Origin of the sequence: Pseudoalteromonas sp. Hal040 (genome assembly GCF_037162425.1) — a bacterium.
Taxonomy (GTDB): domain Bacteria; phylum Pseudomonadota; class Gammaproteobacteria; order Enterobacterales; family Alteromonadaceae; genus Pseudoalteromonas; species Pseudoalteromonas gelatinilytica.
In genome coordinates this window covers 1072090-1090093 of sequence record NZ_JARLUU010000001.1, presented here as the reverse complement: position 1 = coordinate 1090093, position 18004 = coordinate 1072090, and the positions used below count along the sequence as shown (strand labels likewise).

Annotated in this window: 8 protein-coding genes; all 8 read left to right on the top strand. The window is 39.7% G+C overall.

Going from position 1 to position 18004, the window contains the following annotated elements; all coding sequences use genetic code 11:
* Positions 1 to 165: 165 nt before the first annotated feature.
* Positions 166 to 2058 carry a hypothetical protein gene (locus P4S60_RS04785; RefSeq protein ID WP_337115202.1) on the top strand — a complete coding sequence of 631 codons (1893 nt, stop codon included), beginning with the start codon at positions 166 to 168 and terminating at the stop codon, positions 2056 to 2058.
* Positions 2058 to 5171 carry a poly-gamma-glutamate biosynthesis protein PgsC/CapC gene (locus P4S60_RS04780; RefSeq protein ID WP_337115201.1) on the top strand — a complete coding sequence of 1038 codons (3114 nt, stop codon included), beginning with the start codon at positions 2058 to 2060 and terminating at the stop codon, positions 5169 to 5171. The genes P4S60_RS04785 and P4S60_RS04780 overlap by 1 nt, the downstream gene beginning before the upstream one ends.
* Entirely contained in the window at positions 5158 to 7422 is a 2265-nt protein-coding gene (locus P4S60_RS04775) for a hypothetical protein (RefSeq protein ID WP_337115200.1), read from the top strand. Before P4S60_RS04780 ends, P4S60_RS04775 begins: the two co-directional genes overlap by 14 nt.
* Positions 7412 to 8155, top strand: a complete 744-nt coding sequence (locus P4S60_RS04770; protein ID WP_337115199.1) for a hypothetical protein — start codon at positions 7412 to 7414, stop codon at positions 8153 to 8155. Before P4S60_RS04775 ends, P4S60_RS04770 begins: the two co-directional genes overlap by 11 nt.
* Positions 8140 to 12414 carry a hypothetical protein gene (locus P4S60_RS04765; RefSeq protein ID WP_337115198.1) on the top strand — a complete coding sequence of 1425 codons (4275 nt, stop codon included), beginning with the start codon at positions 8140 to 8142 and terminating at the stop codon, positions 12412 to 12414. Before P4S60_RS04770 ends, P4S60_RS04765 begins: the two co-directional genes overlap by 16 nt.
* The gene (locus P4S60_RS04760) at positions 12404 to 16252 is read left to right on the top strand and encodes a poly-gamma-glutamate synthase PgsB (protein ID WP_337115197.1); all 3849 of its coding nucleotides are present in this window, start codon (positions 12404 to 12406) and stop codon (positions 16250 to 16252) included. The genes P4S60_RS04765 and P4S60_RS04760 overlap by 11 nt, the downstream gene beginning before the upstream one ends.
* A complete protein-coding gene (locus P4S60_RS04755; RefSeq protein WP_337115196.1) occupies positions 16197 to 16484 on the top strand; it encodes a hypothetical protein in 288 nt (95 codons plus the stop codon). Before P4S60_RS04760 ends, P4S60_RS04755 begins: the two co-directional genes overlap by 56 nt.
* Positions 16485 to 16730: 246 nt before the next feature.
* Positions 16731 to 17975: a DUF642 domain-containing protein gene (locus tag P4S60_RS04750; RefSeq protein WP_337115195.1), complete on the top strand. Its 1245-nt coding sequence runs from the start codon at positions 16731 to 16733 to the stop codon at positions 17973 to 17975.
* Positions 17976 to 18004 lie beyond the last annotated feature (29 nt).

The window sequence follows — 18004 nt, the reverse complement described above, 5'->3', positions numbered from 1 at the left end:
TCTCGCTTAGATAATGTTGCACTAATTAGCTGGCAAGATGCTATCAGCTTAGATAATGGACTATGGCAAACCGAGAAAATGCACGGTTTTGACTTTTTAAAAATCTCAGCAAGTAATGATACGAATGTAAAACTTACATTCACAATACTTGATTAAGGAGGAGATGTGTCTGCTGTTCAACAATTGTTGCGTTTAAAAAACGTGCGCGCTTTTTGGCTTACTTTAAGCTTATTTAGTGTTGTCTTGTTAAGCAATGTGTTCAACCTTTTTCAGGCGAGCAATGCTTTTTTCTATCAAAATTTAGAGTCACTAAGTCACACTCAGCAAACCAATGTAGTCCTGATCAGCAGCGCAAGTTTAACTGATAATCACCAGCAACTCGTTGAAAAATTAGTTGAATATAAGCCGCGTGCGATTGTAGTGCTGGCTGATGAACCTTTAGTTGCAGCACAACAAAAAAATGTTTATTACCCTTACGCAGGGAGCGAATTTTGCGTACCAAAAATTGATAATTGGGCTACTTATCAAATGCGCATTCCGCAATCAAATGAGCTTGAATGCAAAAGTATTTGGCAGCAGATATTTAATTATGATGCAGAACACGTACAACTTATCGACTTTGATTTAGCTGTCACTGCGCTGCCAAAATTTAGTGCTGAACGAGTGCTCGATGTAGACGTAATGAGTGAGCAACTTGAAAATAAAATCATTATCGTTGGCCAAAAAACGGCCGCTTTTAATGTCTTCATTCATGCCCCAAAACTCGACGGCCTAAATGATCCTTTATTACTGATAGCCTACCTCGCTGACAGTATTGATAAACAAACGACTGTAAAACAGTTAAATAGCTTACTGACTATTTTCGTTGAGCTTGCGCTTGTTCTTGTACTGCTTTTTAGCTTTCAAAAGCTGTCGCTTATTTACTCTTTTATTATTGCCTTAAACAGCGTATTGCTATGGTGCTTAATAGGTTATGTATTCATTGAGATGAACCAACTTTTCATCCCTATCGGGCAATATATCGTACTGACGTTTATCACTTTATTTTGGGTGATTATTGTTAGAAAGATGTCTGAAGATAATGAACTGAACACCGTTGTAAACAATATTCAGCAAAAAATGATGGGTCGTTTTATACCACAAAGCTTTATTGAGCAAGCTTCGCCATGGGACCCAATCATTCAATTAATTAGCCAACAATTAGACTTAGAAAAATCAATTTTCCTTGCTCGAAAAGAAGATGATCATCGCGTTGTTGAAATTCGTGCGATTAATTGTAATTTAGATGATATTCAAGAAATGCGCCGTGATTACAAGCGCACACCTTACAGCAAGGCTCTAAAATCATTAGGGGTTGTACAAATTACCCGCCCCTTCTTTACACATATTAAAGAAGGTGAAATCGAATTTATGGCGCCCTTAGTTTATGCCGGTGACGTACGTGGTTTTTGGGCATTATCTGTTATCCCCAACCAATACTTCAACCAGCAAGCGTTTGAAAAAAACGTCAATAAATTCGTCGCGCAAGTTGCTGAATTACTTTTCCATTATCATATATTTAAAACGACTCAAGCGAGTAACAATAGCTTATTAAATCAGTTACTAACCTTAAAGCTTCATGAGCCGATTAGTGAGCAGGTTAAACAATCTATTAATGAAATGGAGCAAAAGCTAACAACCTTAGAAATGGTGTTTAATCACACCCGCTCTGCAACCGTGCTATTTAATTTGTTTGGTCAAGTGATTCAAACAAACGCATCACTTGAGCAATTTGCCAAACAGCACCAACTCGCCATTTTTGAAATGACAGCACTGGATTTACTTTGCAAAAGCTGTGACTTAGATGCTGAAATTGCTAAGGGCAAATTACGTTATATCACTCTAAACAAAGCAGAAGTAGCGTTACCCTCAAAGTTGGGAGAACAAAGTTACACCTTAAATATTAAAGCCCTTCATGCTGATGGCTCGCAAGCAGCTTCCGGTGAGCCTTTCCAAGTATCAGGTATTTTATTCGAGTTTATCGAAAACCATGTAGCTCGCAATGAGGGGCAAGCTTAATGGACTTTGTGTTAGCACTCTTCCCTGCGGGCAGTGGCCTTGGTCAATCTGTTATTACAACAGTTTGGGTAGGTACCGCAGTGGTATGCTTGCTCAACTTGCGCTTCGGTTTTCCATTAACAGGTCTTGTTGTACCAGGTTATATAGTCCCCTTGCTTATCATCAGCCCGACCTCAGCAGCAGTTATTATCATTGAAGCTATTGTTGTCTATGCCTTAATGCGTTTCAGCGCACACTATATGATGGAAAAGTTTGGCTACAGTCAAATGTTTGGCCGTGACCGTTTTTTTGCCATCATATTGTTAAGTATTCTAGTCCGTGTCTGTATGGACACTTTATTTTGGCCAGTGATTGCTAATCAGTTAAGTCGCTGGGATATCACCTTTGATTATGCTTCACAGCTCTATTCGCTTGGTCTTATCATTATCGCCTTAACAGCAAATGTAATGTGGAACGGAGGCTTTAAATATGGCTTAAAAGTAACCTTTATTCAGTTACTTATTACATTTATTCTCGTACGTTTTGTACTTATGCCTTTTACAAACTTTAGTATTGCTAATTTGGGTATTATGTACGAAGCCGTCGTCGCGTCCATCATTGCCGCCCCAAAAGCCTATATCATTCTTGTCATTACTGCTTTTCTAGCCTCTCGCGCAAATATTAAATATGGCTGGGAGTTCAACGGAATTATGTTGCCAGCTCTGTTGGCACTGCAACTAACTCAACCTAGTAAATTACTGACTTCATTTGCTGAAACCGCCATAATTTTAGCAATCGGTGGCTCGCTTATTCACTTTACCAGACTTAAACACGCCAATATTGAAGGTGCCAGATTATTAATGCTGTTCTTCACTATCGGCTTTATTTATAAACTAATCCTTAACTACATTGTGGTTTGGTATTTTCCTACCATAAAAGTGACTGATACCTTTGCGTTTGGCTATATGTTAGCAACGTTACTGGCATTAAAGATCTATCAAAAGAATGCGTTAGGTCTTGTTGTCAGAGCAACATTGCAAACCTCTATCGTGGGCGGGTTACTTGCGATTATTGTTGGTTTTATCGTTATGCTTCTACCCTCGATGCTCTCTGGGCCGAGTCTTAAACCAGAAACTGAACAGATGCATGTCATTACGCTAAATCAGCAAGTTAGCCAATACAAGAGTTACCTATATACAAGCCGAAGTAATAAAGTAAGCGTCAGTAGCTATAAAGCGAATCAAACGGTTTCTGAGTTTAAATATGCTGTGTATAAACTTGATCAGGCAATCATTGAGCAGCAAGGTATTGCTGATCTCACGCCTTTATTTACAAGCATAGGCTTTTTACTACAAAGTGACAAAAACTATATTTATCTGATTGATACAATTGAAGATAGGCAGCGAGGACTGTTTGTTTTAAACAAACATCCTAAAACCCCTTTATTGGTCACCGTGCCATTTCCGATTACTGAAAGTTTAGCCAGTGACTCTGCAGGTCTTATTTTCGAACAACTGCAAAGTAAGGCCTTGGTATTCGGCACAAGTAAAACACCATTAAAAACCTTGGCAAAAGAAAACCAACAAAGCCCATTTTATCAGGCTTTTATTTCTGCATTAGAAGGTACGGAAATACTACAAATTAGAGAGGCTAACCGCCATACCTCAGCGTTGTTTTCAGATGCTGCCACACAAGCAAGCAGTCAATATTGGATTTACAACCAATTACCTCATTCCGTTAGTCAGCGCGAGCTACACGACTTTGTAGGTAGTGAAACAACCTTCTTTGGTACGGCAACCAGTAGCAGCCTGCCTTCTTCAAATTTTTCTGGCTCAATGTTTGAAATGTTTCTAGATGGCGATAATTACACCAACATTTTGGCCAGTATTTACCGTGAGAATTTCCATTACAGCAACCTACAACTCAATGAATTAAATGAAGAAATCAATCAAATAGTAGATGAATTTTCTGCCCATATAAGCAAAAAAGGCAGTTTTGACTATCAACCACTTTCTAAAAGTCAGGTAGCGCTTTGGGAGTTCGAGGTCTTAACACCACTTTATAAGCTAATTGATCGCATCGGAAATGATGCGCTGAATGAAGATATGCTAAATCAGCTAAAACAAATTAATGGCACCGCACAGCTTTTAAGCTATCAATTGAGGCTTGTGAAAAACAACAGTGGACGTTATTTACTATTGAGCCCGCTAGATACTCCTGTAGCATTACAACAAGGCCAAGGGATTTTCTTGTTTAATTTAACCGAGCACGAAGCAATTACCTTAAGTGTCCCTAGACCCTTGTTTGAAAGTAATACGTTAAGCTTTGCGAGTGAGTTATTTGCCAGAGCGAATGCTGCAAACTTACTCGTCGCAGGTGCGCACCCTTATGCTCATCCACAAGCAAATGTATTAGCTGCAGATAATGTTGACTCTTTATTCAATATCATTCACCAAAGCTTCTTACGTTTTACTCAAAATCAGCCTAGTTTGAATGTTCAAATTCGCAGTCATAGTGCACCTTCATGGATTCGCCCAAATGCGATTGCATTCTCAACAACACAAATATGTGATACTGCGATTCCTTTAATGAAGCAGCTTGATAATGAGCTCATCGCTTTAGGTGTCAATTATCAAACAGTCATGGGACAACAAGCCACACGAGGCCTTGAGATTGGCAGTTCACCGCAATCTGGCTATCAGCAATTTAATGCTAACAGTGAGCTGGCAACCTTGTGGCTTGCTTCTGATTTTAAACAACAGTTTTCGATGGATCAAAGTAGCGTGTTGCAGCGTTTATTAGCCATATCTAGTAACTCTAAGGTCAAGGTAATCAACCTTGCTACTTTATCGCCTTATAACTGGCAACCATTGGACGATAATAAAAACCAACAGCTACAAACACTTGTAAATAACTATGTCGCTAATCAACGCCTCACATCATTGCGAGATCTTTGTCACCAAATAACCGCGTGTAGTTTACAAACCATCAAACTGGAACACCTTGATAAATTCGCGCTAATGATAAAGCAAAACAATAGCATTCTTGCCATCTACAACCCGACGAATAATCAACTAATTGATGTTCATGTATTTAATCAGCTAATGGGAGGAGGTCAACGTGTATTTAATTAAACGTTTATTCGCCCTAATGCTTATTTTGTTATTACTTTTCACATTGTTGTTTGCAGGGCGTAGCTTTTTAGTGTGGTTAGACTCAGCGGAACCCGTGGATGCGCGTAGCAATACGGAAACACGTTCTAATGTACAGTGGTTAAGCAGCGAAAAACCACTGCGTTTTACATTTTCTAACCAGCGTACTCATTCATTACGAATTCTATCGAATGCCGTGTTTGACCAATCTGTGTTTCTTGAATTACCGGTAAATTACGCAATTAAATACGTTCTTTATGACGATAAAGGTAATGTGATTTTAGATAAAATTTACCATCACGCTTCAAAGCTAGTTAACAATAGTGAAGAGCAACAGATCAAACAAATTATTGAGAATAGGCAATCGCTTAATGTTGCTTCTGGACAATCTTTTTATCTGCCAATTACTCATTACCCCAATGCAAAAACTTTAGATTTAACACTAATCCCAGAAGAAAAATCACTACAAGGTGTGGTTGTTCGTGTTCATGCCAAAACGCCTGAACAAAGTATCGATCCTCTCAATAGCTGGCTTAAACGCCCTTTAGAAAGAAGAAGACGCGCCACTGATTATCTTACTATGGGCGAAAACACACTTACCAACGCCGAAATTAGTAATGCAATGGCATTTTGGTGGCAAAAAATTGCACCTCAAGGGATCCCTGGGATCGACTTTAAATCTGACATTTTGTATGAAACTCTGCCATACAATGTCACGACCTATGACTTTAGTATGCAGCAGCACGACTTAGGTGCCTATTACACGGAACTTGGTCTATGCGCCAGCATTAGCCTAGATGTCACTGATAGCCTTATTTTCACAGTCAATTCAAATCAGTATTTACCATCGCTAACTTGGCACGATAAGCATCAATTTAAAGCGCCAACACCGATTAGTTTCGCGGTAACTGATAACAACAATAATTATAAAACAGAACTGATTGATGCTGGGCTAGTCACTATTTGCAGTGAAGAGCCATTACTAACTAGTTGGCGAACCGCATCAGGCAGCGCAATTTTAACAAGTTATGCAGGCAGCTATTTGGTGAATGAATTTGCCAGTGTAAATTTTGATATAGAGCCAAGTAGCAATCTCAATATTGATGTTCGTGCCTTACAAACGAATCAGCTCAGCGTGATCATTTATGATGAACATAACCTGGCGATTGAGCACTATAGTGTCACTTTAAAAGGCGACGTATCCGATTTTGATCGCGTGATCAACGATAATACACAAAGGCAGCGTGTTGGTATGCTCAACAGCTACTATTTACGTACCCCTGATAATGCGCATCACCTGAAAATTAGTGCCGAGAAAGATGTCTACGTTCGATTAAAATCTCGATTTGCTGATTTTAATTATCAACGAGCAATTTCTCATCAATTTTTACCTGAACCGATAAATGGCTTTTACGATATTGCCGCTTGGTATGAGCAACGAGCTGCAAATCATTATGAGTTAACGCAGTTAGCACACTTTACTAATATTCGTACTTTTACTCCGCCAAAAGAGCCGGAGTTAGTGACAACTTTTTATCAATCTAAAGAGCTATTTGACAAACTGCCTCTGTCAAATGTCGCTTTAGTATTAAGTCCTGATCGCTATTTTATGCCCAAGTTGCCACCACAAGTATTTAACTATGGTTTATACAAAAAAAATAACTACTCACCTTATAACGATTCTGAGGACAACAACTTAGTTTATCGCTTATCTAACAACAGCAGTAAAGAAGTCACAGTGTCTGAGTTATCGGTGGAGACATTGCAGCAATTGCAATCACAGGCGAAAACGATCTATCAAAACTGGTATGGAGAACGCCCTTGGATTAAGCAACGTATTTACCAGCTTGATAAAAGTGCGCCTTTGACACTTGAGTTTACAGCACAACAGCGCCCTATGAGCGTAGTATTTAAAGTGTTTCGTACAAATAGCAGCGAACCGGTTGAGTTATCGCTCACACAAAATGCTGACTACAAGTCAGGGCTCACCAGTGAATACAGCATCGCCAAGCAACGTTTTATGCTGCACCAATCTGCATTACTCGATGCATTTTTAATTCACCCAAAAAATAGCCAATTAACAAGTTATCCGAGTATTACTCAAACAATCACTAATGACATTGCTGAATTACATTCACTAACACTACAAGCAACTGACACAGTGTGGATTTCTGTACTTGAGGAATACCCTCTGCAAGAGCAAAAGGTAAGGTGGTGGAACCATGAAAACTAAAATGATGCTGATTGCAGTGTGGTTGTTTGTATCCGCATGCCACGCAACACCTAGTTTGAATGAACTAACCTTGAACTTAAAGTTATGGCTTGCTGAACAGCAATATCCTCTTGCGCACTTCACTACCAAACAAGGTGCTCTAGTTGCTAATGAATCTTTAAATTCGGGCGGCGAAATTCATTATAGACAGCAAGGTGAACAATGTATTGCTTATGCACCTCATCGCTTCTATGACAAACATACTCATACTATTGCAAAGGCACTATTTAATCACTGCCAAGTTTTTTTAAGCAACACAAAACACCGTAACACCCGTGATGAACATGGAGAACTTATTGACTTTGGAAAGTATAAACAAAGCGCGAGTAATGCCTTTATTCTTGCCTACGCTGAACATGTTGAATCATTCTCTATTTATCAAATACATGGTTTTGCTAAAGAAAACAGAAAAACGCCTGAGGGTAAAAAGGCAGATGCCATTATCAGTAATGGTCATGTAATACCTAGCACACGGACGATTGCAATAACAGCCTGTCTGAACGAGCAGCTAAAGATCACTGCGATGGTTTACGGCCTTGATGTTAAAGAACTCGGAGGTACGACAAATATTCTTGCATCACTGGCCCCAAAGAACAGCCAATTTTTTCATATCGAGTTAAGTCGCCAGTTGCGTGAGCGATTAGTTTCTAATAACCAGCTATTAAAGTTGTTTAACCAATGCCTTATTTCATAATTGCTATCATTTTACTGCTGCTTTCAATGCAGCCTACATACGCTGTTGATATTAATAGAGGTGTTCTTGAGCCTACAATCTGGCTGCAAACTTCGCCTAAGCTCGCTCCCTTTACCACCAGCCAAGATATGCGTTTTAATGCCAAACAGCATCACTACCTTTGGCTTCCTAAAGGGCATTGGCTAGACATTGCTCCTGAGCACCTTAATAAATTTATTATTAGTGCGGGGAATACACAATACATACAACAACGCTTGCAAGTGCATCGTGACTTACTTTGCGATACGAAACGCTGCCAATTGCCAGCTATGGGCCATAACCGAATAGTCGCCATCCAAAATCATCTGGATGAAGATGCTACATTCACAGCCATGGTTGGTCATATACCACAAAATGTAGATAGCTTTAGACGTGCTTTATCGCTTGCTAAGCCCTCCGTTGTAACTAAAAATCGCCGAGGTAGTGAGCGTTATTATCAACTAAACAAAGATGACAAAGTTACCTTGTTTTTCTCTGCGGCGAAAAAACTTAAATTATCTGTTCGTCAAAATATGCAACAACCTGATGAAAAAGGTGTTGTTTATGCGTATGTCGATAAACAATTGGTCGCCAAAATAAATACCATTAACAGCCAAGCCTTAGAATATAAAGAGCAGTCGCTTGGCCTTGAAAATACAGAGTATCTTGCAATCGCTGCAGGGCAATACTTAACGATAAAAAGTAAAACCGATGCTTTTATCAAACTAGAGCAAAGTCATCGTGCGATTTATGATGATAATGTTGCTGAAAAAGAACAAGAAAAACACTTGCTACCTTATTGGTACCAAGTCGCAAATGATGCCATTTCAGCGGTTTATAACGACCACTCATTACACGTATTTAGTGATGATGTATTTACAGCAAATAACCCTCTTGCCACTAAACGTCACAATAACTTGCTATCAATGATGACTGGGCAATCTCAACTTTGGGGTAGTTACCGCACTTTTAGCGCAGTGGAGACTAAAAGTCGTATGGTTTCAGAACTCGTTGAACAACGCTTAGTTGACGATCAGTTTTATCCACGTATAAATCAACAGCTTCGCCTCATTTCCACTTTAAATCAGTCAGCACAGCTATTTGATTTATCAAGCAAAAAACGTGCAACACCTTGGCTAACCTTAATTGCTAAAAGCACTAAAGATAGCCAGTTAAAGCTGTCTTCAGGTGAAAATAGCTGGTTAGTAAACCTAAAAGCAACAGAAGATTTTCAATCATTAATAATTTCAGTGCCGCTTAACAGCCAATCTTTGACTATTCAAAGCCTAAGTAGTCAGTCGAATCAAATTGAATTTGCGCTCTATGCAAGAACACTGACCGATCTGCCTAGTGATGAAGTGATATATCAACAAGCAGTCAATACTAAGAATCTACGCCCAGCGATATCAAAATTGATTGCAGATGACCTGCACAAACAACATGCCGATTATTTAGCGGCCATCGAGCCCTATGCGCCAGCACGTAAAAACGTCACGGCCTTTAATGCCGAACAATCATTGCTCACAGCCAAAGACTTAGCAACTAGCGCCCCACTCGATGCCTTAGCATTTTTAAAGCCTCTGACACAAAATGCTGATACAGCAATTGCAGAACAGGCTTGGCAACTTCGAGTAGCAATTTTACGTGAACAAAAGCAATTTCATTTAGCGAATAGTTATTTAGAAGGGCTATACAAAAGTACACAGCAACTACAACTGAAACAATTTGCCGCACAAGCCTTAATAGATAGTTATCAAACAGAACATCAAGATATTAAGCTATTTGCACTGTGTGCAGGTAACTTAACAACTATAAAAGAGTGCCAGCCTATCTTGATTAATTTAGCTGTAAAACAGCAAAAGCATCGTTTGGCTGCGTGGCTTGCTTACTCATCAACTGTGCCAACTAAAGTCTCTGAAAGTTTTAAAGCCCTGAACTATCAGACTTTAAGTGCACACCCCTTTGTTGATGAAGCTCGATATCAGCTAAAAGCGGGCTCGCAAGAAACCTTTATTAACAGCCAAGGTAAATTGCAAAATACCGTCATCACAGAAGCAATGCCGTGGTCTTTTAATGCCCAAACGCCTATTAATTTAGTTATTAAAGCACGCACATCAGCCAAGCAAAACGGTGAGTACCAAACGGCTTGGCTTATGGCACAGAGCCAATATCAGCATAAACTCATGCCAATTTTTAGCGATATACCGGCAACCACCTTATTTGTTAAAAACCAACAAGCAGCCTCAGTGGCAGCCACTCTGGTAGTACGCCTTCAAGCTGGAGAAGCGCTAACAATAACAGCTGACCATACGAGTTATCTTGATGTCAGTTTCATTCCTGAGTCTTTATTTAACCAGTTCGATTATGTATCTGATGCAGCAAATAAATCTACATCAAACGATATTATGTCGCTCATTTACTCGGCTGACGCAACACAAGCAGACCTGCTACTAAATGGGCTTTACCTACTCAGTAAAAAACGCCTTACCAATAACCAATACACACAACTTCTACAGCGCTTAGAAACCTTAGATGCGGATGCTAAGTCAACCTTTTTACAAAATAGAATAGAAAGTTATGGTCAATGGCAGCCATTAGATAGTTTGCTCGACTTTGCTGGTACGCGATTATTTGATATGCAAAGTACTGCGCAAAGCAGTTTTGCCGATCGTTTTACACTGCTTAATACACAGGCAGGTTCCAATGAAGGCATTCTACTGCGCCCTTTCCACACATTAAACATTGATTTAGCACAAACTGAAGGGCAACAGATCCGTTTTAAATTTAACTTCTCTACTGCTGAGTTGGCGCGTGAAAATGTTGCTAACCTGTCATTGCAATTAGCAAATGTTCAAAAGATTTGGTCAGTCACTGAACAGCAAAGCATTCCTTTCACATTTAACAAACGTGAATTGGATAACAATATCATTTCGCTCAGGTGGTTGAACCCATATCTATCGCAGCATCTAACAATTGAGGCTGAGCAATATATTGCGGGTCGCTGGCAACACTTGGCACTGCCAACAACGTTACTCTTTTACACTGTGACACCTGATACGCCATTAATGGCCAAGTTACCTGCTGACAGACTCATTAAGTTAGAAGAAATGGATGAATTTAAGCGCACAGAAAGGCGGTTCTTCCACCCTGCGGGTAAGGTTGAAGTCACTGCTGATACGTTGCAGTACGTACGCCTATATAGCTGGCAGCTGAGTGAGCAAAGCAATAAAATCTCGCCTTATTCACAAGCAAAAACCTTGTTGCCTGAACTAATCACTTATCAAGCCCCAGAGCAGCCATCTATCATCAATGAGCAGGTAAACTTGCATAGTGATGAATTAAATTGGCAGGGATTTATTCGCTACGATCAGCAAACTATTTTCCAAAGTGCCGAAGATATTCCTGCCCGTGAAGAAATAGATATAGGTGCCCGCTTACGACTCAATGATGATAACCACTGGTATCAATTAGAAGGCTATTACTCACTGAGCGATACTCAAGCTGATATTTTTGCCCTAAATGGATACCACTCTTGGCAAGATGAAAGCAGCCCATGGTATATCGACACGCAAATCAACTCACGTTGGCAACCTAGTCATGACAGTTTTGATCTACAGTATGCATTAGATGCAAGTATCAGTATTGGTCAGTCTTGGCAGCGCGATACCGTGCACCGTCACCAATGGCAAGTAACACCTTATATTCGCTATAGCAGCGCAGATTTAGATGATTACCTAGCAGATGAGCAACTCAACTCGAGCATTTTCAACTTCTACCGTGAAAATCATGCATCTGGCTGGTTGAGTTATTACCAGTACCGTTATCAACCTTGGGTTGATAACTACCTTAATTTTGGCGTCTCTTCTGGTTCTAATGATGATTGGTTAAGTCTCGATTACTTAAAATTCAACTCAAGTTGGAATCAATATTATCATGGCCACATTTTTCAAGTTGGCCTTGATAGCTACTATCGCTTTGCTGACGATCATAGAGCAACTGCGACGTGGCAATACATCACTCGCTTTGCATGGCAAAAACAAGTTAATTTAGGCAGTTTCACAAATGGCTGGCTGAAACTTAGTTGGCAGCAAGACTGGGTCTGGAACAATCATAATATTAGTGTCGAGTTTTCATCAGGTAATAACCAGCACACCGGCTTTGCACCTTTTGCTCATGATGAAATTATTTTCCCTGCACTTCAACTTAACCATTTGCTAGAGCACAGTGATTATGAGCAGTAAACAACTTAAACAACGTCTAGAAACATTGCTTTTTGCGGATATTGCCAGTTTTTGGTTAGATTTATACCGTCAAAAATATCGTGAGCTGGTTGATGAATTGAGCCAATGGGAGCTGATACAAAACCAACCTGATGACGACGATGAAGATGATTGGCTTTTGCTGCAAGCAATTGCCTTTTTGACACACAAAATTGACACTTTACAGAATCAGCTGCTTAAACTTGATACCGATCATCGCCGTTTTGTAGAGCGCTTAAGCCATGCCGAGTTAAAGGCCGAGCGTGAGTTTCACATTCTTGATTACGCATATATTTTAGGTGCAGACCGTATACAGCTAAAAAAAGATCAAGAGGCTTTTCAGCGCTGGTTTGACGAAGGTGCAATGATTAATCGCTACCAAGATAAAACCTCCGAACTTGAACAATCACTGAAATTTTTAATCGGTAAACTCGGCGATTTAGCAAATCGATATTTGCGCATTCATGCTGACGAAATTGCACAGTCATGGCTGAACCTGAATTTAGAAAGCTTCTTCCTATCGTTATTAGAAAAAACGGACAATGAAGCAATTCGCAATTCAATTTTTCGCGCTTTGGCTAATCAAGTGCAACTACTCAGTGAATATGTGGATGATCCTGACTTTAATGCAGATTTAGTTGAAAACCTGCTGCGCTCTCTTGAAAAGCCTACTACGCCGCATGCAGCAAAGGTCGATATTTTAGAAATCTTAATTAATTTAAGGCCAACATTCACACGCTACTTTATGCGCTCTCATATCGATTTGGAGTTACCTGACAGCGCGCAAATTGACCGCAGGCAATTATTTTTACTCAGTGCCTTTGCTAGCATTATTAGCAAACAACTTAACCTCAGTGAGGTTAACGTTAAACTATTATTTTTACTTGCAAAACATCCATACCCAAGAGTAAGACAAAGTGTCTACGAGCAATGTGCAATATTACCTTGGTCATGCTCACAACAGCTTGTTTTAGAGGGTTTTCAACATGAAACACAGCAAGCTGTTAGATTAACGCTTATTAAACAATTAGCCGATCCACGGTTTAGTGAACATCGACAAGGGTTTCAAATTTGGCAGCAACAATTAAAAGCAACAGCTAGCTTTGCTGAAAAGCGTTTGTTACTCGAATTAAGCCCTCGCATCATGTTTAATCTGCAAGTGGATTGTCAAACAGAGCAGCAAACGAATAGCCTATTTAAATCGTTTGTGGAATTTTTAAATCAGCGCCTAGAAGATGAGCCGAACCTCGCTATTCGTCGAATTATCAGCCGAGTACGGGAACAACTTGTCAGCTTTATGCACCAGCAGCAAGTGGCTCAGTTGGAAGTCGACTTAAGCGCCCAAAATAATCTAAATTTAGCCGATTGGGATGAACAACTTCTTGGTCGGCTATTAAGCAATCAGGCACAAAGTTACGAAGCCTACAATGTCAATACGCATAAGAAATCATGGCAAGTGCAGCATGGCTACAAGCGTGGCTTTCGTTTTTGGCGACTATGGCATGAATTCAAAACATCCAGTACTGATAAACGCCAAAGCTACAATCACTTACAAGCAAGAAAACCGAGTGCATTTATGCATGTGCCTAGCAGTATAGTGGCTGAAATTAGTCAAACGGAAGTTCCTGGCGAACCACGTTTTGATGAACAACAATTTAGCGCTCGTGAACACTTGCCATTACTCGACTTTCTATTAAGTAGCCTCTCTCAAGACCACATAAAAACGTCGGCAAAAACTTATACCCCCGATGGTATTCTAATAGTCACGCCACCAAAGAGTCTATTTAAACGACTTTACTGCTATAGCTGGATATCGTTTAACTTTGAAAAATTAAACGAGTTGCGAAATGGCTCTGATGTTGAACAAAGACACTTTTTAGAAATACTACAAAATAAAGGGTTTAAGCTTGAATTTCAGCAATATGGCAGTGTGCTAGATGTCACCTTCCCCGTTGAAGCAAGCATCAGTAGTTTATACAACAAGCTCGCAATTACACCTTTTCTGGTTAATATTTGGTCTAGCTTTAAAGAGTATGCGTATTCGATTTACCAAAATAGCATAGGCCAGCTTATATTCTTTGTGCTTAGTTTTATAACCTACTTTTGGGCAAGACATGTGAAGATAAGCCGCCAAATCAAATCTGATAGAGCTCATATTCCTGTTTCAATTGGGGGTTGGGGTACACGAGGAAAATCAGGAACTGAGCGTTTAAAAGCAGCGTTATTTAGTAGCCTCACATTAAAAGTCGTTAGTAAAACGACGGGTTGCGAGGCAACCATGATCTATGCCAGAGCCAGTGGTGAACAGTTCGAAATTCCCCTGTTTAGACCTTTTGATAAAGCCAGTATTTGGGAGCAAAGTGATGTCTTACATTTTGCTAAAAATGTACAAGCTGATGTTTTTCTGTGGGAATGCATGGGCTTAACCCCACGCTATGTGAGAATTTTACGCAATTGGATGCAAGACAACTTTTCAACTATCACCAATGCATACCCAGATCATGAAGATATATTAGGGCCAACAGGTATTGATGTTGCCAATGAAACAAGCCATTTCATTGGGGAGAACAGTTTAGTATTCACTAGCGAACAGAATATGGCGCCGCTACTTGATACTAATGCAAAACAGAAGAATTCCAACCTAATTCAAGTACACTGGGCTGATGGTTTACAAATTACTGATGATATTCGGGCGCTTTATCCATACCAAGAGCATCCAGCAAATATTGCTTTAGTGTGCAAAATGGCCAAACACATTGGCCTCAGTAAAGACTATGTATTTAAAGAGACCTCTGCGCGAATTATTCCTGACATCGGCGTATTACAACACTTTCCTCGCGCCCCTATAAACACTTTAGAGCAGTCTTTTGTAAATAGTATGTCTGCTAATGAACGTTTGGCAACGCTCGAAAATTGGCGAAGACTTGGCCTTTATGGGCTCAATGATTGCCCCAAAACACAAGTCATTGCATTAATTAATAATCGTAATGACCGTGTAGCACGTTCAAAAGTATTCGCGAATATTTTGAGCCATGATTTACGTTTTGACCGAATTGTAGTGATTGGCAGCAACGTTGATGGCTTTTATAGTTATTTTATTCATGCCTTAACAGAGCGAATTGATAAACTTATTGAAAACAATGATATTGAAGAACTCGAAAACCTACAGGTGCAACTTAACTTACTCACAGCAGAGCAACTCCAGGCCCGTTTTGCGCATGCTTTTGGGCACGCTAATGCAGATAAATTAATGTCGTTGAGTGAAGGGACACTAAATAAAGCCTGTGTAAAAGAAATTTTGGGTGATATTTCAGACTCACAAATAAGTGTTATTTTGTGTAATTTTCGCCACCTGTTTCAACGAAACGCACTGACTACTTTGCAAGAAAATATGGCTGATAATGCAAATGAAATAAAAGGGCGCTTACTAACTATTACTAAATCTAAACTAACAGTACATGAAAACAGCAATTTATCTGCTGATGAACTAACAACTTCAATCGCTGATTTAGGTCTGCCAAATACGCATCAAGTTATTGTAGGCATGCAAAATATTAAAGGTGCGGGTTTAAACTACGTGTATGCATGGCAACAATGGCAGAAAATACATCAAACCATACGCCATTTATTTGATGAACGCTGCTCAGCTAAAGAATTTCGTACAGCACTCACCACGCTAAACATGATTGTTGCTTTCAACTTCATAGATATAGACTACATGAAGCAACAGTTAGCCGTTTTAAAGAAAACTCATCTTGCGCAAAATGAGTTTTGCCAGTGCAGAAATATCAAGCCTAATAGAAAAGCTAGAAGAAGATGAATCAAGTCAACAACAGGAGCAACAGCAATCATTACCTGTTAAATACTTTAATCAACTAATCGAATCATTTTTAGATGCTGGCGCTGCCGTTAAACGCAAAAAGCGCGCAAATCAAATTTATCGTGATATTGCAGATCAACGTATCACTTTAGAAAGAGCGATTAAGCTACTAGGTAAACTTAGTCGCAATCAAAAGTCTGGATGGTTCGCGAATAAGTCAAACCAGGACTAACTTTAGAATTAGAGCAAAAACCAAACCCTAACACTTAAGGGTTTGGTTTTTTTGAGCTATAAAAAAATCTTGAAAAATCAGAAATTTCCGATCAAAAAACAAGCTTTTACAAATCATAAAGTTAAACGATTAAACGTAAAATCACCGCAAATCCGGCTTGTTCCTTAATTGAACAAAAGCCATTTAAAGCAGTAAAATTATACTATTCAATATTAATTTTATGTTAATCACATAACGGAGAGTGTCATGAAAAGCTTGGTTACTAAACTAGCATTATTACCTTTAGCTATTGCGTCAGGTATTGCAATGGCAGGCACAAATTTAGTAGAAAACGGATCATTTGAAAATACAGATACAGTGACCGATCACAATGGTCAATGGCAGTTATTTGATGCAATTCCTGGTTGGACTCGTAGCGCTAACGCTAGATTTGAAATTCAAACCAATAAACTTGGGATTATTCCAGCACAAGATGGTGAGCAGCACATTGAGCTAGATTCAAGATCTAACTACAGCATCACACAAGCTCTTGCGACAACAGCTGGTAAAAAGTACGAATTGAGCTTCTATTACTCTGCGCGTGTAGTTGGTAATGAAGAAACAAACAAAGCAGAAGTTTTATGGAATGGTGAATCATTAGCCGTTGTCAACAGCAGCACAAAAGGCTGGACTAAATACAGCTTTACAGTTGAAGCTGACAGCGCAAGCTCAGTGTTGAGCTTTGCAGGCGCGGGTACATCTGATTCAGTAGGTGCATTCATCGATAACGTCGTAATGACTGAGGTACCTGAACCATGTGCAGTTGTAACCGGTTTATATGGTATTAATAACTTTGGTTCTGAGACTGAAGGCTATGTGTATCACTTTAACCCAGAATCAAGCGCTGTAACGGTTGTTGCAGGTCTTAACAATACAGCATCAAATATTGCTAGCAAAGACGGTATGCTGTACTTCATGGAGCAGCTTGATAGCAGCAACAAAGCGTCAAAAATCTATAGCTTAGATTTAGCTACCGACACGCAAGCTGAAGTTGCCGATGCGACATCATTCCCAATTTACCGCTCAACAGTGACTGCAGATGGCCTGTCATTACGTGCGACAAGCAAAACATACATGTATGATTTTGACCTAACTACAGGTGAGAAAACAGTATTAGGTAAGCTTTCTTATGACGGTGACACATTCTCTGATGGCGACATCGCTTATTCAAGTGACTACAACGTACTTTACGTGTTGACTGGTAAAGCGCTTTACACATTAGATGAAGGTAGCCTTGAATTAACCCAAATCGGTGAGCACGGTATCAACTGGGCGTCAGGCATTGCGATTGCAGATGACGGTACAATTTACATTTCAGGTAGAGAAAACGGCGAAAACGCTAAAATTTATACCTTAGATCAAAATACTGCTGAAGCGACATTCGTAATGGATGGCCCAGCACACGTAAACGACTTAACGTTTGTTAGTGAAGCAGTTTGCGCAGCAGAGTAAACTGTTTATAAAGCCATAAAATGCCAGCT